General features: G+C 63.5%; 21 protein-coding genes. 6 read left to right on the top strand and 15 right to left on the bottom strand.

Features of this window, described 5'->3' with window-relative positions; all coding sequences use genetic code 11:
* The first annotated feature begins 4 nt into the window (after positions 1–4).
* Positions 5–2467, top strand: coding sequence for a hypothetical protein (locus tag JW929_07145; protein ID MBN1439167.1), 2463 nt, complete (start codon positions 5–7; stop codon positions 2465–2467).
* Positions 2468–3010: 543 nt separating this feature from the next.
* Positions 3011–4135 (top strand): dephospho-CoA kinase, encoded by a 1125-nt coding sequence (locus JW929_07140; GenBank protein MBN1439166.1) that lies wholly within the window; start codon positions 3011–3013, stop codon positions 4133–4135.
* 646 nt (positions 4136–4781) lie between these two features.
* Here JW929_07140 and JW929_07135 read toward each other — a convergent pair.
* From JW929_07135 to JW929_07120, 4 genes are all read right to left on the bottom strand, one after another.
* Entirely contained in the window at positions 4782–5756 is a 975-nt protein-coding gene (locus JW929_07135) for a polymer-forming cytoskeletal protein (protein MBN1439165.1), read from the bottom strand.
* Complete coding sequence (locus JW929_07130; GenBank protein ID MBN1439164.1) at positions 5753–6292, bottom strand: hypothetical protein; 540 nt, start codon at positions 6290–6292, stop codon at positions 5753–5755. The genes JW929_07135 and JW929_07130 overlap by 4 nt, the downstream gene beginning before the upstream one ends.
* Positions 6285–6866 carry a sigma-70 family RNA polymerase sigma factor gene (locus JW929_07125; protein ID MBN1439163.1) on the bottom strand — a complete coding sequence of 194 codons (582 nt, stop codon included), beginning with the start codon at positions 6864–6866 and terminating at the stop codon, positions 6285–6287. The genes JW929_07130 and JW929_07125 overlap by 8 nt, the downstream gene beginning before the upstream one ends.
* Positions 6867–7057: 191 nt before the next feature.
* Complete coding sequence (locus JW929_07120) at positions 7058–8311, bottom strand: S1 RNA-binding domain-containing protein (protein MBN1439162.1); 1254 nt, start codon at positions 8309–8311, stop codon at positions 7058–7060.
* Between the two features lie 90 nt (positions 8312–8401).
* Between JW929_07120 and JW929_07115 the strand changes: the two genes are divergently transcribed.
* The 4 genes from JW929_07115 to JW929_07100 all read left to right on the top strand — a co-directional run bounded on the left by JW929_07115 (position 8402) and on the right by JW929_07100 (position 12997).
* Positions 8402–9508, top strand: a complete 1107-nt coding sequence (locus tag JW929_07115; protein MBN1439161.1) for an ATP-binding protein — start codon at positions 8402–8404, stop codon at positions 9506–9508.
* 137 nt (positions 9509–9645) lie between these two features.
* Positions 9646–10455: a VWA domain-containing protein gene (locus JW929_07110; protein MBN1439160.1), complete on the top strand. Its 810-nt coding sequence runs from the start codon at positions 9646–9648 to the stop codon at positions 10453–10455.
* 194 nt (positions 10456–10649) lie between these two features.
* On the top strand, positions 10650–11516 hold the full coding sequence (locus tag JW929_07105; GenBank protein ID MBN1439159.1) for a S49 family peptidase: 867 nt from the start codon (positions 10650–10652) through the stop codon (positions 11514–11516).
* Positions 11513–12997 carry a hypothetical protein gene (locus tag JW929_07100; GenBank protein MBN1439158.1) on the top strand — a complete coding sequence of 495 codons (1485 nt, stop codon included), beginning with the start codon at positions 11513–11515 and terminating at the stop codon, positions 12995–12997. The genes JW929_07105 and JW929_07100 overlap by 4 nt, the downstream gene beginning before the upstream one ends.
* A 133-nt stretch (positions 12998–13130) precedes the next feature.
* Here JW929_07100 and JW929_07095 read toward each other — a convergent pair whose 3' ends face one another.
* The 11 genes from JW929_07095 to amrB all read right to left on the bottom strand — a co-directional run bounded on the left by JW929_07095 (position 13131) and on the right by amrB (position 23861).
* The gene (locus JW929_07095; GenBank protein ID MBN1439157.1) at positions 13131–13967 is read right to left on the bottom strand and encodes a phosphatidate cytidylyltransferase; all 837 of its coding nucleotides are present in this window, start codon (positions 13965–13967) and stop codon (positions 13131–13133) included.
* Between the two features lie 4 nt (positions 13968–13971).
* Positions 13972–14730, bottom strand: coding sequence for an isoprenyl transferase (locus JW929_07090; protein ID MBN1439156.1), 759 nt, complete (start codon positions 14728–14730; stop codon positions 13972–13974).
* A gap of 51 nt (positions 14731–14781) precedes the next feature.
* Positions 14782–15339, bottom strand: a complete 558-nt coding sequence (gene frr, locus JW929_07085; protein ID MBN1439155.1) for a ribosome recycling factor — start codon at positions 15337–15339, stop codon at positions 14782–14784.
* 74 nt (positions 15340–15413) lie between these two features.
* Positions 15414–16232, bottom strand: a complete 819-nt coding sequence (locus tag JW929_07080) for a UMP kinase (GenBank protein ID MBN1439154.1) — start codon at positions 16230–16232, stop codon at positions 15414–15416.
* A gap of 286 nt (positions 16233–16518) precedes the next feature.
* Entirely contained in the window at positions 16519–17121 is a 603-nt protein-coding gene (gene tsf / locus JW929_07075; GenBank protein ID MBN1439153.1) for a translation elongation factor Ts, read from the bottom strand.
* Positions 17122–17124: 3 nt separating this feature from the next.
* A complete protein-coding gene (rpsB, locus tag JW929_07070) occupies positions 17125–17949 on the bottom strand; it encodes a 30S ribosomal protein S2 (GenBank protein MBN1439152.1) in 825 nt (274 codons plus the stop codon).
* 1029 nt (positions 17950–18978) lie between these two features.
* Entirely contained in the window at positions 18979–19317 is a 339-nt protein-coding gene (locus JW929_07065; GenBank protein ID MBN1439151.1) for a hypothetical protein, read from the bottom strand.
* 116 nt (positions 19318–19433) lie between these two features.
* On the bottom strand, positions 19434–20180 hold the full coding sequence (locus tag JW929_07060) for a hypothetical protein (GenBank protein ID MBN1439150.1): 747 nt from the start codon (positions 20178–20180) through the stop codon (positions 19434–19436).
* 9 nt (positions 20181–20189) lie between these two features.
* Positions 20190–20534: a hypothetical protein gene (locus JW929_07055; GenBank protein ID MBN1439149.1), complete on the bottom strand. Its 345-nt coding sequence runs from the start codon at positions 20532–20534 to the stop codon at positions 20190–20192.
* A 46-nt stretch (positions 20535–20580) separates the two neighbouring features.
* Positions 20581–23025, bottom strand: a complete 2445-nt coding sequence (gene priA / locus JW929_07050; GenBank protein MBN1439148.1) for a primosomal protein N' — start codon at positions 23023–23025, stop codon at positions 20581–20583.
* Positions 23022–23861 carry an AmmeMemoRadiSam system protein B gene (amrB, locus tag JW929_07045; protein MBN1439147.1) on the bottom strand — a complete coding sequence of 280 codons (840 nt, stop codon included), beginning with the start codon at positions 23859–23861 and terminating at the stop codon, positions 23022–23024. The genes priA and amrB overlap by 4 nt, the downstream gene beginning before the upstream one ends.
* Positions 23862–23882 lie beyond the last annotated feature (21 nt).

Raw genomic sequence — 23882 nt, 5'->3', positions numbered from 1 at the left:
CATGATGCCCGCCCTCCTTCCGGAAATCTTCATCGCACAATTTGCCGACGGATCGCAGTCCGAGGATCCTCCGTCCGGTTATCTCGTCCAACCGGCTCCGCGGCGCGCCGCCCGCAGCCGCGGCGGCGAGATCCTCTTCACGGCGTTGTCGCTGCAAGCGCGCACCCGGCTGCCGGCCGCGGAAACCGACAAACTGTCGCACCTCATGGCGCAAGTGTATTTTGAGACTCCCGGTTCGGTTACGGCGGCGCTGCGTGCGGCCTTCACGGCCGCCAATGCCGAGGTGCTTCCCTTCAGCCAAACTCCGGTTTTGGCGGGATCCCCCGCCGGAAGCTTGGTGCAGTTGCACGCCGTTTGCTCAGTGCTTCGCGATACGGACCTCTACCTTGGGTATGCCGGGAGTGTGTTGGCTTTGATCCTGCGCGACGGCGAAGTCGAATGCCGCCCGCAGGCCGGCGACCCTCCCGCCCGCGCGCTGGGAACGACTCTCAACCTTGACCTGCATTACGGCCACACGATCCTCTCTCCGGCGGCCACTTTGATCCTCGCCGCCTCTCCGCCGGCCGCATGGTCGGCTTCGGTTCCCTCAGGGTTGGCGAATCTCTCCCTGCAGGCCATGGGCCAGCGTTTGGCGCAACAGAGCGCATCGCAGCCCGGCACCTTCGGAACCCTGCTGGTCCGGTTCGCCGCCGAATCCAAACCGGCAAAAGCTCCTCCGCTGATCCGCAAGCTCACGCTGTTTCCTTCCAAAAAAAGCGCGCCGGTCAGTCCGGTGCGCTCTCCCCAGCCTTCCGCCGTGCCTGCCGCTGCGAAACCCTTGGGGCCGCATTCCGAGGAACCGCCGCCGCGCGCCAGGGCCCGGCCGGAAAGACAGCTCTCCGGCCCCGCCCATCCCGCGCCCGAAACCCCGTCGGCGGCCGAGCCTGAAACCGCGGCCGGCCGGGATTCCTCCATCCTGCGCCCGGCATCCCTCTCCAGCCGGCCGGTTGTTGAAAAAGAGGAAAGCCCCGCAATCCGGGTTCCCCCGCGCACGGACCGATTTCACAAACCGACAACGTCATCGGATCGCAGTCGGGAAGAGCCGCAAGCAAGCCGGCTGTCGGCCCGGGAGGCCGCCGCCGCATTCGGCCACTCGATCAACGTCACATTGAATTCAGCCCGGGAAGGCCTGCGGTCCTTCCTGGCGGGGATCCTCCCGCGCGGCGTAATGCAGGAAAACGACCGCTTCGTTCTCCCCCCGGCGGTGATGCTGGGAACGGCGATCGCCATTCCCCTGCTGGTGGTGGCGGTGGTGGCGGTGATGTATTTCCGCAAGGGATACGAGATGGAATTCGCCCGCCTGATGGAGCAGGCGCGGACGGAGGCCTCCGTCGCCGGCGCCCAAACCGACCCCCTGCAAGCCCGCCAAGCCTGGCAGCAGGTGTTCGACACGCTGCAGACGGCGTCCCAATACGGATCCTCGGAGGAACTCACCACCCTGGAAAACCACGCCGCGAGGTTGCTTGATGATTTCGACGGGATCACCCCGCTCGAATTTAAACCCGTGGTCGCCGGCGGATTGGATGCGGACACCCAGATCACCGTGATCCTGGCCGGCGACAGGGAACTGTACGCGTTGGACGCGATCCACGACCGGATTCTGCGCCTGCTGCTCGGCCAAGGCGGATATCAAGTGGACGATGCATTTCTCTGCCAATCCGGCGACTATCCGGACATCACCGTCGAATCCCTGGTGGACATGGTGTGGGTCCCCGACCTTTCGGTCGGCGCGCAAACCCCCACCTCCACCCGCGGCGGAGCCGTGGTGGCGCTGGACCGGAAGGGCACCCTGCTGTATTGCCCGCCGGGCGGGAAAGCCATGGCCGGCGCTCCGGTCACTCCCGGCGGAGGCTGGTCCACGCCGTCCGCGGTGGATTATTACAACGGAAGGCTGTACATTCTGGATCCGGAAAGCAACGCCTTCTGGCGATACGGCATGAGCGGCAACACCGGCTTCGACCAAGCGCCGACGGCCTACTTCTCCGGGAAGCATCCGTCGATGACCGATGCCATCGATTTCGTCGTGGCCTCCGGAGAAGTGTTCTTCCTGCACGCCGGCGGACACGTCACCCGGTGCCAATACGATCCGCTTTTTCAACCGGAGGACGGCGGCTCCGTCGGAGGGACACTGTGCGAAGACATCCCCTACAACGACACGCGGCCGGGACGCACGGCCGGACCGCGAGTCGCCGACGCCCTGCTGACCCGGATTTATTACAATGAACCGCCGGAGCCGACGCTGTTCTTTCTCGATCCGCTCGGACGGGGCGCATTTCGCTTCAGCCTGGCTTTGAACTTCATTTCCCGCTACCGGGTGACAACCGCCCCGGACGACCACGAAGCCACTGCGCTGGCCATCGGCTCCGACAAGGTCCTGTATATCGCCATCGGCAATCAGATCTATTACGCGCAGACCCGCACTCCGTGAATCCGATCCGGCAACGATGGCCGGATCCTCTTGCCTGAGGATCGCCGACCCCATCCTTCCGAAAAAAAAAACGGTGGGCGAGGCTCTCTGCAGGGAGTACACCCAGACATTCGGTTTGCGCATTGGGATCGGCAGACAAGAAGGATAACGGCCTTGCCCGCACGCGTTGTGCGGTGATCCATTTCATCAATCCGCAGAATCCCCCGCAGCGTGCGCAGAAATTGCCGCCGTGGATTTCCGGACGCCGCCCTCGCCAACCGGGTTTCGTCCTTTGCGTCGGCCCCGGGTCGGCCTGTGCTGGCTGTGCGGGCGCCTTCCGTCTTTGCCCGGATGTAATCACGGCTCTCGATGGGTGACGAAAAAGCGCGGGATGCCAATGCCCGTGGCCGGTAATAGCGCCCCGCGGGGGCGTCGATCCGGACCGGCAAGGGCGCCTTTTTCATCGACCCGTCCGGCAAGAAAAATCCGCCTTGTGGGCATCCCGCGGGATGTTCCGGAAGCTGAAAGCGGGGTAAAATTCGCGCCGGAGGGAACCCCCGGAAGATGAGTCGCTGGACCGGCAAGTACGTGATCGGCCTCACCGGCAATATCGCCACCGGCAAAAGCGTTGTGCGCAAGATGCTCGAACACCTGGGGGCGTTCGGGATCGACGCGGACGAGGTGGCGCACCGGGCCATGTCGCGCGGCGGCCCGGCCTACGAGGCCGTCATTCGGCTTTTCGGGGAATGGATCCTCGATTCCGGGGGCGAGATCAACCGCAAGGCGCTGGGCCGGCTGGCGTTCGCCGACGCCAAACTCCTCGACGAACTCGAGGACATCATGCACCCCCTGGTCCTCCAAGCCGTCGATCTGCTCATCACCCGCTCGCATTCGCCGGTGATCGTCCTCGAGGCGATTAAACTCTTCGAATCCGGTCTGGCCGAATCGTGCGATACGGTTTGGGTGGTGGACGCTTCGCCGGACATCCAGATCGACCGTTTGATACGCAAGCGCGGCCTGAGCGAATCCATCGCCCGCCAGCGGATCGCCGTGCAGCCCCCCCAGAAGGAAAAGCTGGCGCGGGCCAAAGTCGTCATTAAGAATTCCAACTCGTTCGAAGATACCTGGAACCAGGTCCAAGCCGCCTGGGCGGCCGGCGCCCAACCCGCCGAAGCCCTGCCGCCGGCGCCGGTCGTGCGCGGCGAGCTTGCCATCCGGCGCGGACGGCCCTCCGATGCCGATCTGATCGCCGATTTCCTCAATAAAATCCGGAAACCCGAGCAGCCCCTCACCCGGGCCGACATCATGGCCGCCTTCGGCCAAAAGGCCTATTTCCTGCTGGAGCAGGACGAGCAGATGGTTGGAGCCATCGGCTGGCAGGTGGATAACCTGGTGACCCGTGCGGATGAAATCGTTCTGGCCAAAGACGCACCGGTTGATCAGGCGTTGCAGATGCTCATCACCGCAATGGAAACGGCGTCCGCCGAACTGCAGAGCGAAGCCGCGGTGATTTATTCCGATCCGGCGCTGGCGAAAGCCGGCGCCTGGAAGAGCGCCGGGTACGCCCCCGCCAAGGCCGGCGAATTGGGCGTCAAGGCTTGGGAAGAAGCCGCGCAGGAATCGGAGGTTCCCGGCGCCGCCCTGCTCTTTAAGCGCCTGCGTGAAGACCGCATCCTAAGGCCGATATAATTCCGACGACCGATCCGGGAAGGAGAAAATCCGCCGATCGACGCCCTTGGGAAGCTGGGCGTGTTGGGTGAAGCAACGCGTTTGACTTCTCTATTCGTTTTTTCGCCGCTCCCGCCGCTCTCGGCGGAATGCACGCCGAGGGCGGGCGTCGGCATGACGATCGCCGGCTGAGGAATAACCAAAAATCATCGAATCCCGTCTTCGAGCACCCCCGCTCCCCCCGTTTCGCGAGGGCCGGCGCGAAGCCTGGCGCCGGGAGGTAAAACAAAATCAAGAACACCGGTAACCCTTTTTAGATTTCTACATGGAAACGGACAGCCTGGGTGGGTGCACGCCAATCAAGATTTTTTTGCTCACCCAGCCTTCCCATCCGCTCCTCGAACCGGCAGGGAATTGGGCCGATGTCCATGACCGTTCCCAGGCGGCGCCGTCAATCGATTCTTCCCATCGCGTTGGCCCGCAAGAGGTAGGCGGTCCATCCAAGAACGAACAAAACCAACTCCGGGAATTTACGCATCGGAATCCGGGCCCCAAGTTGAGATAAACCCCAGGGCGCACCTCGCGTCATCTTGTGGGAAGGAAATCGCGGGCTTGCGCGGAGAATTCAGCCATGAAGTGGATTGTCAAGAATTAAAAGTTGTCCGCCTTACCCCTTGCGATCGAAGCATCGGGACTCAGCATCCGGCGCGCTTTCGATGGAGAGGTATGAAAACGCCTGACCGCCGAACCGCGTCAGAATCACCGCTCCCAGGACGAACGACATCATCAGGAATATCAGGATCAAACCGGCGACGGGTATGATTCCCAGCAGTCCCGCAATCAGAGTCAGGATTCCCGTTCCGATTCCGGCCATGAGCGCCGGATGGGCTCGGGCTTGGAAAACGCCGAAGACGCGGCGTCCGAATTCCAATCCCGCCGCCGACCAACCCAAAAGCACCGCCCCCAACATCACCACACTGCCCAGCACGCTGATCGGGGACAGGCACACCGAAAGGGCCAAAAGCAGGAACAGGGCGCCCGCGGCCATCATCGCCAGCAATCCGATCAGGAAGGACAGGGCGGGGCGGTGAACGATCGTGCGGCCCACGAGTTTGGCGGGTTCGGGCAGGAGCAGTACGATCAGAATGGCGACCGCCGAAAGAAGGAAGGTCCGGAACACCATGACGGTCGCCGCGTACAACCCGCCCCCCGCCCCGCCGTCCGGTTCGGCGATTGTCAGGGTGAACGGCAAAGCAAATTCTCCAACCGCGTTCACCGTTCCGGAAACGGCCGCGCCTTCGTCCACGATCGGCGCGGGGCCGATGCAAACCACGTTCCCTTCCAGAACCGCGTTTTCCGCGATCCGAACGGCCGCTCCCGCCGAGGCGATATCCCCTTGGACCGTCCCCGCCAAATCCAGGGATCCGTCCAGCAGAATGAGGTTGCCTTCAAAACGCGACCCTTCCTCGAGCACAAGGACGCTGTCCACGGCCAGGAGGTTGCCGGCATGGATCTCCCCCTCGGCCAGGGTGAAGGTTTCCCGAAACAGGATCCCGTCGTCTGCCGGGCCGGAATCGGCCCCCTGCGCGATGAGCGCCGCGCCGATCCAGAGGATTCGAAGCCAACCCCGAATCGAATTCATCGTTTGGTGCCGCGCCCGTTCATGCGCACGAACGCCAGCAGACCCAAAACGCCGATGAAACTCAGGATGAAGACCGCCAAAAGGTAGTAGGCGGGCGGGATGGACCGCGACAGGATGTTGAGAAAACCTCCGACGGCGCTCGACATATTCAGCCATCGGTCGAGCGCGCCTGCGGCGGCAGTCAGGTCGCGGGTAACCACTCCGGCCAGCGACAACCCTGGGCCGGAGGTTTGGACCGCCAAGGCCGCCGCCGAGATCAACGCGCCCACGGCATCTGCCCCCAACAACACCCACGCCGGCCGCGGGCTGGGAACCTTGCGGCGCGCCTCCGCCAAGGCCTTCCACCGCCCGCTGAAACCCGCCCGCGGGGCCTTCTGGCCGGCGTCCTGAATCATCCGCCGGACGCCCCGCCAACCCTCGGCGATTTCCCGGCATTCCGCGCACTGTTTCAGGTGGGTCTCAAGCTTGCGCGCGGAATCCGCAGGGAGGCTCTCCTCCTCGAATATCCATTCCCGGTATTGAAAATGTTTATTCATGGCCTCCTCCTTGGAATGCGGAAGAGCGCGGCCGTGAACGCCAACGGTCGGCCAGGATGCGCCGCGCCCGGTGCAGCCTGCTTTTCACCGCGCCCACCGAAACGCGAAGCGAGTGCGCAATTTCTTCATACGACATGTCGTGCCAATAACGCATCACGATCATCGCCCGCTCCTCGCGGCCGAGATGCTCCAAGAGCCTTTGCACGGCTTCTTGTTCCTGTTTGCTGTGGGTCTGGGCTTCAGGATCGGGGCTCCGATCCGGGGCGTCGTCCTCGGGGAGCAGGGATTCGAGGGAGAGAAGGATCGGTCGCTTACGCCGGAGGCGGTCGATGCAGTAATGGGCCGCAATCGACAGCATCCACGTGCCAAAAGGCCTTTTAAAATCATATTTTGAAAGACCCTTAAAAGCCCGCCAGAAGGACTCCTGCGCAGCGTCCTCGGCATCCTCGGGATTGCCCAGCATCCGGTAGCACAGGTTGAACACCGGCTTCTGGAATGCTTCCACAACCCGGCCAAAGGCATCCGTATCCCCCTTTCGCGCCGCAAGCAGCCAATCCGTTTGTATCTCGACCACGGCAGGATTTTACCTCGAAGGCCGCTTCGGCTCTTTCGGCTTCCGTTTGATCGGTGTGGGCAAAGCGGAAACCGCCGATCCTTGCGTGGACCTACTGGGATATACGGCGGTTTTTTCGGAGGGTTTCATAAGGCTTCCATAAAGAAAAGGCGCAGGGGTTCGCCTGCGCCTGAAGTTCTCCGGATTGCGGCTTATGACGCGCTTTCCGAATTGGATTCGGTCAGGTCCTTCATGGCGGTGTCCCAATCCAGGTCGGCATATTGGGCGGAGGCCACCCGCCTCACGCTCAGGCCGATCCGGCGGGATTCCACATCGATTTTTACGACCCGCAAGGTCAAATTCTGGCCTACTTGAACCACGTCCTTGGGATGGTCCACGCGGTTCTCGGAGAGTTCGGTAATATGGATCAGCCCTTCGATGTCTTCAAATCCCTCGATCCGCGCGAAGGCCCCGAACTTGGTCAGTTTGGTGACCGTGCCGCTCACCAGCTGGCCTTCGTGCAGTTTTTCGGAGGCGACGGTGAACGGATCCTCTTCCATCGACTTCATGGAAAGGCTGATCCGCTTGCGTTCCCGGTCCATGCTGATGACCTTGACCTTGACCGACTGCCCGACCTTCAGGACTTCGGAAGGATGGTTGATCCGCTTCCAGGTGATTTCGGACAGGTGCACCAGCCCGTCCGCTCCGCCGAGATCGACGAAGGCGCCGAAATTCGCCAGGCTGATCACGTGTCCGGTGCGGACTTCGCCCTCCTGCAATTCCTGCAACAGGCGTTCCTTCTGGCTTTCGCGGGATTCCTTGGCGGCCGCCCGCTCGGAAAGGATCAGCCGGTTGCGGCTGCGGTCGACTTCGATGACCTTGACGCAGATGGGTTCGCCGACCATGCGGCTCCATTTTTGATCGACGGTTTCCCCCTCGCTGCGGTGGCGGCGGGACAGGGAAAACTGCGACGCCGGAACGAATCCGCGCAGGTTTCCAACCTTGACGATCAGTCCGCCCTTGTTAAAGCCGTCGACCCGCCCCTGAAATACTTCCTGACCGACCCGCAGGTCCTCGGCTTGCTGCCAATCCGTTTCCTCCTGGGCGCGAGCCAGCGACAGCACGACGTTTCCGTTGTGATCCTCCGGGACGACGACGTATACGCTGATTTCCTCGCCTTCCTTCAATTTTTCCCGGGCGTCTGCGGAGAGCCGCTCCAATTCCCTGGCCGGGATGATGCCTTCGGATTTGGTGCCTATGGAGACAAGGATTTCCGCCGGGGTAACCCGGGCGATCGTTCCCTTGCGCACCTCGCCCTTCTTGGGAACATTGGCGCCCTGGCTGTCCTGGAGAAGCTCGTTCATGGGGGTTTCGGCGTTTTGAGCCTCGGGATTATCCCCCTGGCTGGGTTGCGGACTACGGGTTTGCATGAAGGTATCTTTCTCCGGAAGCGTAATGGAGGGCATTATAAAGGGAATTCCAAGGTTTTGGCAACCTTAACCGGAGACGGCCGGAAATCCGGACTTCGAGCGGTATAATTTCCCGCGAGGATAGGCATGCCCAACATTTTTCCCTTCCCTGCGATCGCCGGGCAGGAGCGCATGAAACGCGCGCTGCTGCTTAACGCCGTCAATCCCCGGATCGGCGGGGTCCTGATCCGCGGCGAACGCGGAACCGCGAAATCCACCGCGGCGCGGTCGCTGGCCGCCCTGCTTCCGGAAGTCCGATCGGTCGTCGGCTGCCGCTTCGGCTGCGATCCTGACCGTCCGACATCCTGGTGCACCGAATGCCGGATGCGGGTTTCCGACGGGGAAGCCCTGCCGGTGGAAAAACGCCGCACCGCCTTCGTGGACCTCCCCGTATCGGCAACCGAGGACCGCGTGGTGGGGACGATGGACATCGAACGGGCGATCCAGAAAGGCGAGCGCTGGTTCGAACCGGGCGTGCTGGCGGCCGCCAACCGCGGCTTGCTCTACATCGACGAGGTCAACCTGCTCGACGACCACGTTGTCGACATCCTGCTCGATTCCGCCGCCAGCGGCATGAACATCGTCGAACGGGAAGGGATCTCCTTCGCCCATCCGGCGCGGTTCATCCTCGTCGGCACGATGAATCCGGAGGAGGGCGACCTCCGGCCCCAGCTGCTGGACCGGTTCGCCCTGTGCGTCGACGTCCGCGGCATCGACGAACTGCGAGACCGGGTGGCGATTATGGAGCGCAACCTGGCGTTCGAAGCCGATCCGGAAAAATTCCGCGCCGAGTGGCACGGGCAGGAAACCGCCCTTTCGGAGGAAATCGAGAAGGCGCGGGAATTGGTGGACGATGTCCGCTATTCCTCGCACGACCTACTCACCATCGCCGGTTTGACCACCTCGCTCAAGGTCGACGGTCACCGCGCGGACCTGGTCATCCTGAAGGCGGCGCGGGCCCAAGCCGCGCTGGAAGGCCGGTCCTCCCTCACCCACCACGACATCGCCCTGGCGGCCGAGCTGGCTCTCCCGCACCGGTTGAAACGCGGCCCCCTGCAGCAGGTGGACGACGACCTGTTCAACCTAGACCGGCAGATCGAGCAGATCCACTCCGCCATCCACAACCAGGACGAGACCGCCGCCCCGCCGGAGCAGGAAGTCCCCAACGACTCGGAAAAAAAAAAGATAGCCTGACCCGCCCGGAGGGGCGGGACTCGTCGGCGGAGAATCCGCCCGCCGCCCGTTCGCCGGAGCTATCCAACTCCCAGGACGCCCCCTGGTGGGAAGGCGGACAGAAGCCCAAAGTCGGCGCGGCGTTCGCCGCCCGGCGGTTGGACACCCCGCTCGACAAGCTCACCCGCCCGCTGAAAGGCCGACGCTCACGGACCCGCACCAAAGAACGACGCGGCCGCTACGTGCAATCCCGCGCCACGCCCGGGAAGGCCGACGATCTGGCGTTCGACGCCACCCTGCGGGCCGCCGCGCCGTTCCAGATCCAGCGCCGGCGGGAGCAGGAGCGCATGGCTTTAATCCTCCGACGGGAGGATTTCCACAGCAAGGTCCGGGTGCGCCGGGCCGGCAACTTGATCTTGTTCGTCGTCGACGCCTCCTGGTCGATGGCGGTGGCGGAACGAATGACGGCGACCAAGGGCGCCATCCTCTCCCTCTTGACCGACGCCTATCAACGGCGGGACCGGGTCGGGCTGGTCGTGTTCCAGAAGGACCGCTCACTGCTGGTTCTGCCGCCCACAAATTCAACAAGCCTGGCCCGCAAAGCCCTGGCCGACATCCCGGTCGGCGGGAAAACGCCCTTATCGGCGGGTCTGGCGATGGCGTTGAGGACCCTGCGCAACGAGAAGATCACCCATCCGGACATCATGCCGCTGATGATTTTGTTGACCGACGGAGCGGGCAATGTCGCCGTCGGCAGCCAGCCGCCGCTGGTCGAAGCCTACCGGATTGCGGAAGAGATCGGTCGCCAAAAGATCCGCAGCGTGGTGGTGAACATGGAGCATGCCGCTTTCGATCAGGGATTGGCCGCGGACCTCGCCCGGCATCTGGGGGCCAAGTGCTATACCCTGCACGATCTGCGGGCCGAATCGCTGTATCAGACGGTTCGCGGCGAGCTTGAACCGGCGTAGGCGAACCGGCTGCCTCGCCCCCTTGGGTTCTCCCCGGTGGGAAGGTGTCCTTCTTGGATTCCCTCCCGTCGGGGAAGGATGAAGGAGGGGGATTTGCGCCCCCGCCGAAAACCCGTTATGCTTTCCCGGGGTTTCCCCCAAGGCAATCCCTCTGTTTGGGATTCCGTTTCTTTAAGTTTGGGAAAGGAGCGGCGATGGAATATATAAAGACGAAGTGGCTCTCGCATCCGCTGGCCAAACCCGCGCTGTGGACGGCGCTTCCATTGTTGGCTGGAATTTTGCTGTCCTTGCTCATCCCGCGGCCGGTCATCGGAACGGTGTATCTCCGGGATGCGATCCACTCCTACTCGGCCGGCGACGTGACCGCCCAACTGCGGTATGCCTACGATCACCCGGAGATCCAGGCGGTGGTGCTGGTGCTGGACTGCCCTGGCGGCACCGTCGCCGACACCGAATCGGTCTACCTCGAATTGATCCGCCTGCGCGGAAAAAAGCCGGTCGTTGCGTCCGTTGAATCGATGGCCGCCAGCGGCGCGTATTATTTGGCGGTCGGCACCGATTTCATCGTCGCCAGGCCTTCCTCGCAGGTCGGAAACATCGGCGTCCGCACCGTCCTGCCGTCAGCCCCTTCGGTGTACGAGGATGAAGTGTCCACCGGACCGTACAAATTTTTCGGCGGTTCGCGGGACGAGACCCTGCGCCTGCTGGATCCGCTCAAGCGGAGTTTCTATCAAGCCGTGCGCGCCGGCCGGGGCGAAACCTTGAACGCCACGCCGGAGGAGATCCTCAGCGGGAAACTGTTCATCGGCAGCGAAGCGGTGCGCCTCGGGCTGGTCGACGCACTGGGCGGGTATTCGGATTCGCTGGAAAAAGCCGCCGCCCTCGCACACGTGTGGAATTTCGAAACCCGGGACCTTTCCACCCTGGCGTTCGAAGGCCGCTCCTCCGCTTACGAATATCAATTCTTCCTCGAAGCGGCGGATGGAACCCTGACCCCTTACCCGCGTTCGGCCGGAGTTTACTACCTCTACATTCCTGAACTCGACCGGAGGCTGCCATGACCCGCTACCGGATTCCCATCGCCGTCGGATTGCTCATGCTGCCCGTGCTGGCGCGGCTGGTTTGGTTTCATCAGGGATTCTTCTGGCGGTCGAAATCCCCGGCCACGCCGGACTACATGGAATACGCGATCCCCTTGCCGCCGCTTTCCACCGCCGCGGCCCCGGAAACCGACGCCGCCTTCCCCGGTCGAATCATCCTGCTGGACCAGGCGCATGCCAACTTGTTCTCGCCCTCCGAATTGGAATCCCTGACCGGAATCCTTCACGCCCAGGGGGCGCGGGTGGAAAGCGTCGTCTACGGTTCTTACCAGGATCGCTCTCTGCCGGACCAACTTAAATACGCGACCGCTTACGTGACCGTCTGTCCGATCGAATCCTTCACCTCAACGGAAATCCGGTTGCTGAAGGACTTCGTGCGGCGGGGCGGACGAGTGCTGGTCCTGACCGATCCGACCCGCTCGGCCGTCTCCTACGATTACTACGGATACGGTTCGGCCACCGTGATGGCGGACGTGATCGCCGCCAACAGCCTGCTGGCGGCCTTCGACATCACGTTCCTCGACGACTACCTGTACAACATGACGGAATACGAAGGCAATTACCGCAATGTGTTTTTCCGCGATTTCTCGGCCGACGCGCTGACCAAGAACCTCTCCTCCGTCGTGCTGTACGCCGCCCACTCTCTGCAAACCGGAAGCGGGAAGGTGCTCATCCAAAGCTCCCGGACCACCAAATCCTCGCGGACGGATGCCGACGGCGCCTACGCCGTTGCCGCGCTCGATCCCGGCGGTAGCGTCCTGGCCGTCGGCGATATGACCTTCCTTCAGCCGCCCTACAATCAGGTCGCCGACAACTCCGTCTGGATCCGCCGCCTGGCGGAGTTCCTGCTGAGCGCCCCGCGGGTCCGCGACCTGACGGATTTCCCCTTCCTCTTTACGCGCGAAACACTGATCGTGCCGATGGGGGATGTGGCCCTTTCGGCCAGCCTGTTGGGTCCGCTCCAAGTCCTCCAGCAGTATCTGACGGAGGTCGGGATTCCATCGGCGATCGCTCCTGAAAGCGCGGCCGGAAAGGATCTGATTCTTCTGGCCACGCTTTCCAGCCCGGGAATCCAAACATACTTCGATCCGCTCGGCATCCGCCTGCCCTCAAGCTCGGGATACACCGCGTCCGGATATCTGAAAATCGATATCCCCGGTTTCGGGTCCGTCCCGGCCAGCGGCATCGGCTTGATCGTTTTCACGCGCAGCGACGCGCGATCCACACTGATCCTTCTCGGCGAGGATTCCTACACCCTGGCGGACCTGATGGGGGTTATCGGACCCCAGGGATTCTCAAACTGCGTCCTGCAGGGAGAAGTGGCCGTCTGCGGGTTGTCGAGCGGGTACGGCGGTTTCGGGGAAACCTGGTGGCAGCCTTACGACGGGGGAACCGGAGCAGGGGACGCGACATCCACGCCGACCGCAATGCCGGCCGGATGACGATCCAGCCAACCGACCGCCGCCATCCCGGCCCTGCGGAATCCGGCATGGGGAAACCTGCCGGTCGTCGCAGACTGTGGTTGCGGGGGACACGCACTCCACAGGGATGCAGGCCAACACTGGATTTGTGGATTTAGCGAAGTCCGAGCGCGGGCAGCAATCCGACGATCGTATAGTATCCGACGACCGCCATCACCAGCCACGAATCGATCCGATCCAGAACGCCGCCGTGGCCTGGGAAAAAATCCCCCGAATCCTTCTGTGCCATCTCGCGCTTGATCATGCTGATTCCCAGGTCGCCGAGCGTGGACAGCAAGCCGATCAACGCCCCCAACAGCAAACCGGCGGCCGGCGTGATTCCGCCGTCGGTCCCCGCGACCGCCTGAACAAGCCAAGCGATCATGAAACCGGCGAGGGTCGATCCGGCGGCGCCTCCAAGATACCCTTCCCATGTTTTTTTCGGGCTGATGCGACGGGCCAGCGGATGCCTGCCCCAGATCCGGCCGACCAAGTAAGCGGAAGAGTCAGCCGCGCCGACGGCGGCCAGGCAGATGAGAAACCACCAATATCCGCTCGGTAGGAGGCGCAGGGAGACCAAATACGATCCCAGCCAGCCGATGTACAACGTCCCTCCGAGTGTTATGCCCATGGCGGTGGCGGCCTGCCGCTCGCCCCGGAACTCGAATCGTAAAAGAAACCAGATCAGCGACAGAAAGATGACCCCGGTCCACACGGCGCCGGCATGATCAAAAGCGAAAACACCGCGCGCGACCGCGAGGGCCGCACATCCGGCGGCGAGCACGGCCGGCGGAATCGGGCGCTCCGGGGCGGAAAACAGGCGGGCATATTCCCAAGCCGCCATGCTTAGCAGCAGGGCAACCAACCCGATGAAAAAGGGGCCGCCTGCCAACAGGACGCCCATTCCCGCGGGGATCAGGATCAGGATGACGACCAATCGATCGCGGAGCATGCTTTTATGAGACCGGCGCGGCGGGAAGGATGCCTCCGAACCGGCGCTCGCGGGAGCTGTATTCCCAGAGCGCCTTGCGCAGCTCCTCCTTGTCAAAATCAGGCCATAGGGTTTCAGGGAAGTACCATTCGGAATACGCCGATTGCCACAGCAGGAAATTGCTGGTCCGCTGTTCGCCGGACGTGCGGATCACCAAATCCGGGTCGGGGATCCCCGCCGTGAAGAGGTATTTCCCGACCAGCGCCTCGTCGACGGCGTCGGCGGACACGCCGTCGCGGATCATCCGCCGCAGCGCGTAAACCAATTCGTCGCGTCCGCCGTAGTTGAAGGCGATGTTGAGCACCAGGCGCGTGTTGCCGCGGGTCATTTCGATCGCCTGCTGGACTTTCTTGCGCAGGAACGGGCTCAGGCCCTCCAGCCGCCCGATATGGTGCAATTGCACTCCGTTCCGGTGCAGTTCGTCCAGTTCGCGGTCGATGACCTCCTCCAGGATCCGCAGCAACCCTTTCACTTCTTCTTCCGGCCGCTCCCAATTTTCGGTGGAGAACGCGTACAGGGTGAGGTATCTTACCCGGAATTCGGCGCAGCCTTCGATCACCCGCCTCAGGTTTTCGACCCCGGCCCGGTGGCCGGCCAAGCGCGGCAAGCCGCGGGATTTCGCCCAGCGGCCGTTTCCGTCCATGATGATGGCGACATGCCCCGGAATGTTGGTCGGCAGGCCGGGCGGCGGCCCGGCCGGTGTCGATGCGCCCGTCTTACCCATCCTGCGGATTCCTCTTTCGCGGCGGAGAAAACCCTGCCTTCCTGCGCCGAATCAGACCTCCATGATTTCCTTTTCTTTGCGCGCGACGATCTGTTCCACGCTTTCGATGTGTTTGTCCGTCAGTTTCTGCAGATCCTCTTCGCCGCGTTCGCGCTCGTCTTCCGAGATGATTTTTTCCTTTTCAAATTCCCGCAGGTCGTTGTGGGTATCCCGCCGGACGTTGCGGATGGCGATCCGGGTTTCCTCGGCGCGGTGGTGCACGATTTTCACCAGATCCCTGCGGCGGTCTTCGGTTAGGGCGGGGATCGACAGGCGGATGATCTTGCCGTCGTTGGTGGGCGTCAGCCCCAGATCGGAGGCCAGGATTGCCTTCTCAATGGTTTTAATCGACGTGGGATCGAAGGGCTTGATCGCCAGCAGGCGCGGTTCGGGCGCGGAGATGGTGGCCAGTTGCATCAGCGGCGTCGGGACGTCGTAATAATCGACCATCAGCTTTTCCACCAGCATCGGGCTGGCGCGGCCCGTGCGCAGGCTGGAAAGCGATTCCTCGAGGGCTTTTTCAGCGCTCTTCATCTTGTTGCCGGCTTCGATCAGCGCTTCCTTCACCATGGCTTATCCTCCTCCGTTTGGAATGATCCGTGCGACGGACGGCGGCCCGACGAACTCCCCGTCCGGGATTCCGTTCAACGATCGCCGCCGGAGCGGATGATCGTCCCCACGGCTTCCCCGCGCATCGCCCGCTCCAGCATATCCTCCTGCCACAGGTTCAGCACCAGGATCGGCAGGTTGTTGTCCATGCAGAGGGAGATCGCCGTGCTGTCCAAGACCCCCAAACGGCGGTTCAACGTTTCGATGTAGGTCAGGCTTTCGAATTTTTTGGCGGCGGGGTTCTTGCGCGGGTCGGAATCGTACACCCCGTCCACTTTGGTGGCCTTGATCAGCACGTCGGCGTCGATCTCCATCGCCCGCAGCGCGGCCGCGGTATCGGTGGAAAAGTACGGGTTGCCCGTCCCGCCGCCGAAAATCACCACCCGTCCCTTCTCGAGGTGGCGGATGGCCCGGCGCCGGATGTACGGCTCGGCCACGGCCCGCATTTCGATCGCGGATTGGACCCGGACAAAAAGGTGCTGGCGTTCCAGGGCGTCCATCAGCGCCAGCGAATTGATCACGGTGGCGATCATCCCCATATAATCCGCCGTCGCCCGCTCCATCCCGTGCTCCAAACCCGCCCGGCCCCGCCACAAATTCCCGGCGCCGATCACCACCGCCACCTGAATTCCCATTTCCCGGACGGCCTGGATCCGCTGGGCCAGCGTCTCACCGGCCGCGGGATCGATCCCGTTCCCGTCCGGACCGGAAAGCGACTCGCCTCCCAGCTTCAGCAGGATTCTCCGGTATTTGACGTCCTTGGCCGGGAGCGGAAGCGGGGCTGTCTGGCCGGTGGCGTGGATTTCCAATCCTTCCCGCGAAGGGAACAGCAGACTTTTTTCGAGGAAGGACATTTCTTCCATGCGAAAACTCTTACAGCGGCTGCAAACCAATTTCACCCGGCCTTCCGGAACGGGAGCGTCGTCCGGATCCCCAGCCGCCAAGCGCATTTCCCCGCCGCACTTTTCGCACGTCAATTTGGTCATGCCTCGCGCTCCTTTTGCGGATGTCGAATCCGCAAGCGGCGGCGTTGTATTTCGAAGCCGCGGACTTGTGGCTGTGAATTATAGCCCATCCGGAAAGCCGCGATCATCCGCGCGATCAAAAACGGGCCCGCCGCTCTGGCAGGCCCGTTCGGGTTCACTCCGCATCCGCACCCAATTCCCAGCGTGCGAATCTCCGGATGACGACATTCTCCCGCGTGGAAGCGACGATCTGTTTGAACAAATCGCCGACGGTCATATTCTCATCGCGGATGTAGGGCTGCTGCAGAAGGCAGACATCCTGGTAGAACTTCGCCAGGCGGCCTTCCACGATTTTTTCCACCACCCCGGCGGGCTTGCCCTCCGCCTTGGCCTGCGCCGCGGCCAGAGTCTTCTGTTCCTCAAGAGTCTTCTCCGGGACATCGGCGACATCCAGATACTTCGCCGAGTTCGCGGCGACTTGCAGGGCAATTTCGTGCGCGAAATGCCGGAACTCCTCGGTGCGGGCGACGAAATCAGTCTCGCAATTGACCTCCACCATCACCCCCACCCGCCCGTTGCCGTGGCTGTAAAGTTCGATCACCCCGTCCTTGGTCACCCGGTCGGCCCGTTTGGCCGCAGCCGCAAGCCCCTTCTCGCGCAGAACGGCGACGGCTTTGTCCATGTCGCCCCCGGTTTGCTCGAGGGTTGTCCGGCAATCCAGGATTCCGGCGCCGGTCGTTTCCCGCAGTTGTTTTATCAGGTCAGCCGAGATAGCCATCGGTCATTTCTCCTCTTCCGCCGGCGCTGGGGCGGTTTCTTTTTCCGATTCCGCGGACGCTTTCACCTTGGCCAGAGTCCCTTCGCTCAATAACTGTTCCTCCGGGACCTCCTTTTCGGCGGCCTCCGGCTCCTCATCCTTCCGCAAGGCGCGGCCTTCCAGGACCGCATCGGCGATTTTGGAGGTGAGCAGTTTGATCGCGCGGATCGCGTCGTCGTTTGACGGGATGACGTAATCCACCCCCGACGGATCGCAGTTGGTGTCCACCAGCGCCACGATCGGGATCTTCAGGATGTTGGCTTCGTGGACGGCGGTGGATTCGCGGTGGACGTCGATGGCGAAGACCAGATTGGGCAAGCCGGCCATGTCGCGGATGCCGCCCAGGCGCAGGCGCAAGCGCTCCATCCGGCGCTGGAGTATCAGGCCTTCCTTCTTGGTCAGCCGCGCCATTTCACCGGTGGCTTCCATCTTCTCCAATTTGTTAAGTTCGTCGATGCGCTCCTTCATGGTGCGCCAGTTGGTGAGAGTCCCGCCCAGCCAGCGATCGGTGACGTAGGGCATCCCGCAGCGCTTCGCCTCGGCTTCGATGGTGTCCTGGGCTTGGCGCTTGGTCCCCACGAACAGGATCGTCCCCCCCGCGGCGACGGTGTCGCGGATCAGGCCGCAGACATTGCCCAGCGACGAGACCGTCTGCTGCAGGTCGATGATATGGACTCCGTTGCGCTCGGTGAAGATGTAGGGCTTCATTTTCGGGTGCCACTTGTGGGTCCGATGCCCAAAGTGCACCCCGGCCTCGAGGAGGGCCTTGAGGGAGATATTGGCGGCCATAACGCTCCTTTGCGTTGGTCCACCGCGGGTTCATCCCCCTCCGTAACCGGACCCTATCTGGGTCCGGCACGCGCGGAGGGGTCCGCCGCGTGAGGTATTCCCGCCTATTGCGGCGGGAGCGCCCCTATTCCGGGGCAGAAATTCTCCCGCCGGAGGTCCCGCGGGAGTTCGCAGAGTATACCATCCGGCAGGGGAAAGCGTCAATCCTTCGAGCTTATACTTCGTAATACCACAGCAGATTTTCCCAATGGCATCGCCCGGGGGGATGGGGCGACCCGCCTTAACGGCCAACAACATCCTGCGCAGGCGCCCTCAGAGGAACACCGGGGACGGGTGCGGACCGGGCCCCTCATCCGAACCATACCTCCCCAACCGACGCGGATGCCGCGGCCAAGGAAGTTCGGGCAACAGAGAAGAAAAAAAAGACGCGGCCTTTTGACCCGCGCCGTTCGGTTTTTAAAGTAGAGAGGCGATCGGGTTATGGTCCCCCGCTCAGGATTCCGCCTCCGGCGAGCAGGCCGATAAGCAGGATTAAGAGGAATGTGATCAGGAGACTCGCCCCGGCGACCGCCGTGGTGAGGAGGGTGACGAACAACAACGGGCTCATCCCATAATGAGTCCGGTACGGATCCATGCCCGGCGGCAGAGAGGAATCGCTTCTTCGGGCGCCGAACGGGTGCTAAAACCGCACCCGGCTGTTGTCGAATTTCTCGAGCAGGACCCATCCGGCCCGGGCTTCCTCCTGCACCAGTTTGGCGAGCACCTCAGGATTCCGTAAGACTCCGGTGTTCGCACGGACGATCTAAAAATCCCAATCCCCGTCCAAATCCGGCGCGGAATAATGAGGCATCTCCCCCTCCTCCTCCTGCAGCCTTTGTCGCGCCGCCGCGGCGGCCGCGGGCTCCATGAGCCAAGGGCAACCTTCCAAGCGATGCGGACACTGTGGTTTGGGGAACAGGGAGGCGGCGGATCCGCGGAATTGGATCCCGGTTGAAAAACCCCAATCTGAAATCCGCCCCCCGGACTGCGCTACGGCCGCAGGATCAGCATCATGAAGAGGATCGCGGAGATCATCGTGCCGATGAAAATGATCGCCGGAGCCGGATTGTTTTCCTCGACCGATTCCCGGCGGATGTCGGCCAAGGAGTGGAATCCCAGCAATTTCAGCATGACCCAGACAAATACGCCGGCCACGAGCGCAACCAACGGCCCCCAGAAGGCCACCATGCTGAGGTACTTCGGAAGCAGGGCGGCAAACGCCTCCCAACTCGCCCGCGCCGCGAGGTACGAAACGACCTGTCCGACAGCGATCGCCGCCAGCAAGAGGATCAAAACCGCCCAATAGCCTTTCGAAAGCCAATTCTTCATGGATCCTCGCTTTTCCTTGGGTGGTCCAACAACGGATTCTGCGTATCGATACCACCGTCTCGATACAGGCGCCGGTCTCGACAAGGGGTACGCCCTACTCGGCCCGCCGTCGTCCCCTAGGCCGATTGGATATCTTCTTCGCCCAAAAGGTACCCGATCCAGGCGCAATCTTGGCCTGCGCCGCCTTCGTAATCCTCCACCACCAGCGCGCGGCCGCCGTCGCCGCTGGCATGAATGAAGCGGCCGACCGCGCCGATCCGGGCGTGAAGGGTCGCGCCTTCGACCGAGGCGATTTGAAATTTTCCAATGTCGTCGATCTTCCAGGAAGCCGGCGGATAGGCAAAGTAGACCTTCGCCGTCTGGTCGCTCTGCGCGAATTTCTTGGCGTGCGGCGCGAAATCGCGCGCGATATCGGTATCCGACAGCGGATCGTTCGTATCCAACAGGTAAAAGCGGTTGAGCCAGTTCAACAACAGCATCTCCCCATCGAGCCAGAAGCCCGCGAACTGGTTTCCGGTCGGCACCCACGGGCTTTGTGCGGACCGGGCTTGCTGCCACAATTCATTATAGAGAATCCGGCCGAGGACGTGGACGGCAAGCTCCCCTTTGACCGGATGCGGAACCTTCAGCCGCTGGCCGACGCGGATTCCGGCGAGTTTCTTCAATTCCGGTTCCATAGGACTTCCTCCCAGCCCGCCGGCCGCCGGTGCAATCGCAGGGGCCGGACGAGCAGCCGGTTTTCCGCCGGAAGGAATCTGGGAAACCGGCGGATACCCGCGGAGCGATTGCGCTCCCGGCGCAATCAGCACCACCAGGCCGATGACGAAAAAGATAATCGAGAGAAAGAAGAAGCAAATCGACATGCCGCCTCCTCACCAGGATCCGCTGTCGGAGCCGCCGCCGTCGCCCCAACTGCCGCCGTCGGAGCCGCCGTCGCCCCAACTGCCGCTGTCGGAGCCGCCGTCGCCCCAACTGCCGCTGTCGGATCCGCTGTCGCCCCAATCCCAGCCGCCGGCATCATCGTCCGAACTCCACCAGGAATCATCACTCTGATCCGGATCCCCCCAGGAGCCTTCGGAATCCCCGCTGGTCCACCAACCGCCCCCGCCGCCGGATCCGCCCCCGGATAAGTCGCCAGTTCCGGAGCAGACCAACGAAAGGACGCAGAAGAAAACGGCGATGATGAAAAACGGAGCGGCACGACCGATTCGATTCATACCCACCTCCAACCCCGGCGAAGCTGCGGGGCGGTGAAGATATATTTTACAGCAACGTCACCGGATCGACATCGGCCTGGCAGCCTTCCGGCAGGGGAAGCTCGACCAGGGACGACGGCGCGGGCCCGCGCAAGATGAGTTGCCAGCGGTGGCGTCCGGCGATTTTCTCGAAGAAGCACGGCACCGGTCCGGTCAGCGAGGTATCCGCCAGCCCGCGCTCGGCGATCCGCGCGCGCAGAGTTTGGGCCATCGCCTCCGCGGCCCGGGCGGCCTCGGATTCATTTGTGTGTACGAACACCAAACGGACCAGGTTCCGGTAGGGTGGATACCCCAGCGCGCGGCGGTGTTCGTACTCGATCCGCGCAAACGCGGGGTAGTCGTGCGCCGCGGCGGTCTGCAGGACGTAGTGGTCGGGCAGGTAGGTTTGCAGCACGACGGTCCCCGGCCGGACGGCCCGTCCGGCGCGGCCCGCCACCTGCAGGAGCAGTTGAAACACCCTTTCCGCGGAGCGATAGTCCGGCAGCAGCAAACCGAGTTCCGCCAGGACGATCCCCACCAGCGTGACGTGCGGCAAATCCAGACCCTTGGCGATCATCTGGGTTCCGACCAGAACGTCCGCACGGCGCGAGGCGAAATGCTCGAGCAGGATCTCGTGTTCGCCGGCTTCCTCCACCGCATCCCTGTCCCAGCACAAGGTTCGGGCTTCCGGGAACATCCGCCGGATTTCCTCCTCCACCCGGCGGGTGCCGACTCCCAGGGTGCGGATCGCGGAGCTGCCGCAGGCCGGGCAGGTTGCAGGAAGCGAACGTCGGTAGTTGCAGTAGTGGCACCGCAGCGCCGTCCCATGACCGGTCAACGCTATCCCGCAGCGCGGGCAGGCGACAGCCTGGCCGCACGACCGGCAGACAACGGCGGACGCCGTTCCGCGACGATTGAGGAACAGGATCGCCTGTTCCTTGCGGCGCAGGCACTCCTCCAATGCGGCAGTCAGCCTGCGGCTGAAGATCGAGCGGTTCCCCGCGCGCAGTTCCCGGCGCATATCGACGATCTCCACCGGGGGCAGGGCCGGCGCCGTGCCGGCCGGCATGTCCGCCGCCACCCGGCGGGTCAGCCGAAGCAGGCTGTGTCTTCCGGATTGGGCGCCGGCGTAGCTGACCAGATCCGGCGTCGCCGATCCGAGAAGGCAGGGTGCGGACAGCAGGCGCGCCAACTCCAAAGCCGTCTCCCGCGCGTGGTAGTGGGGCGCCGTGCCGGATTTATAGGACGGGTCGTGCTCTTCGTCCAGCACAATCAGGCCGACGTTCGGCAGGGGCGCAAACAGCGCGCTGCGCGGTCCAAGCACTACGTCCACGGTTCCGGCCCGCGCCCGGCGCCAGGTGTCGTAGCGTTCGCCCGCCGAAAGCCGGCTGTGGATCAGCGCGAGCCTTCCCGCAAAGCGAGAGCCAAAACGCTGGACCATCTGCGGGGTGAGCGCGATTTCGGGAACCAGGACGATCGCCTGGGCGCCGCGCCGCACGGCCTCCTCGACCGCACGCAGGTAGACTTCGGTCTTGCCCGAGCCGGTCACGCCCCATAGCAGGAAATGCTCGGAGCGCCGGTTGCGGACTGCATCGACGATCCGCGCCAGGGCGGATTCCTGCTCCGTAGTGAGAACCGGCGGCGCGCTGCGCGGGAAAGCCCTGCCGGAAAGCGGGTCGCGCAGCGCCTCCTCATACGTCAAATCGATCCATCCCTCCTCCGCCATCCATCGGAGGTCGCTCAAGCGTGCGTCGGAGGAGGCGTACACCCAATCCACCGCCAGGGGTTTGCCTTCACCGACCAGGGATTCGAGGACCCGCGCACGTCGTTCAAAGGCGGTCTTGCGCGCCGAGGCCACGCCGCCGGACCGGAGTTCAAGGATCCGCCGCTGCGCCTCGGAGGACGGGACGGCGAGTTGGATCAGGCGGACCTTCTTCGGCCGGACCGAGGGCGGGGGAAGGACGCTGCGCCGGCGAAGCCAACCGGAGCGGACCATCCGGTCCGCTTCCCGCTCCCACGCCAGCGGGCCGAGCGCCACGCGGATCTGTCCGCTGCGGAGCGGGCCGCGTTCGCCGAGGAGTTTCCACAGCCGCTGCTGGACCAGCTTTTCCGGACGGAACGGGGCGTCCGTACGCTCGTACAGCGCCTCCGCATGGCGGGCCAAACCGGGAGGCAGCATCGCCGAAAGGCAGGAATCGAGCGTTGTACGATAATACTCCGCCATCCATTGAGCCAAGCGGAGTTGAGCGGGCGTGAGGACCGGATGCGGATCGAGGATCGAATCCACCGGGCGGGTATCCGGCACTTCCGGGCGGGCGACCTCTCGGAACACGACGCCTTGGACTTTTTGCGCGCCGAAAGGCGCAACGACCAAAGCCCCCGGCGCGGGAATCTCCCAACCATCCGGAAGGTGATAGTGGAATAGGGATTTGACAGTGGGCGCCAGGACGGCGATTTCGACGAATTGCTTCATGCGGGGGCGGCCCGCCAGATGGCCGCCGCCCCGTATCCGACGACGGAGGAATAATCCCCGGTGACGTCGCCCGAGGTGGCGTAGGCGACCCGGGTTACGCGATCGGCGCCCATCGCCTTGGCGGCCCAGAAGACGGCGGCGATCGCGCCCCGTCCGCAGGCAAAGGCAGCCCCCTCTTCCTCGGCGCGGATCACCGCCGACGGGTTAAACGACTCCAAGCGCCGCAACATTTCGGAATCCAACTTTCTGGCGACCGTGTCCGGGTAGAAATGGGAGAGATCGCTGCTGCCGACGAGCAGGGCCTTCCGACCGGCGAGCGCCTCCGCCAACGCCAGGCCGGCGGCTTCGGCCGTCGATTCGCGCTGGTCGAGAATCATGACCGGCAACAGCCGGAACGCACCCAGCACCCGCTGGAGGAAAGGCAGTTGGATTTCCAGGGAATGCTCCCGGTCGTTGCGCAACGGAAACAACGTCAGGCCGGAGCGTTTTTGCAGGGCGGCCCCCAGGGCTTGGACGGCGTCCCGATCCACCGGGACGATCCCCAACGGGGTTCGATACGCCTCGTGGCCGCAGGTCACCAACGGTGCCGGAGCCAGGCTGTGCATCGGCGAAACCACTGCGACGATCTCGGGGTCGAGGCCGCGCATCAGGCTGAAGGCGCTTCCGGCGACGGGACCCGAATAGCGGTGTCCGGCGTGCGGGACGATCACCCCCACCAACCCGCCGGGGGATTGCTCGGCAGGCGCGGACCGGATGAAGCCGTCAAGCTGTTCCGCGAGGGCGTCCGGCCTATCGGAATACCAGGTTCCTGCAATCGGGGAAGGTCGGATATCCACTGGAAGATACCGTTGCTTTCT

The sequence above is a fragment of the Anaerolineales bacterium genome (genome assembly GCA_016928575.1).
Taxonomy (GTDB): Bacteria; Chloroflexota; Anaerolineae; order Anaerolineales; family RBG-16-64-43; genus JAFGKK01.
This window is presented reverse-complemented; position numbering and strand designations above follow the sequence as displayed.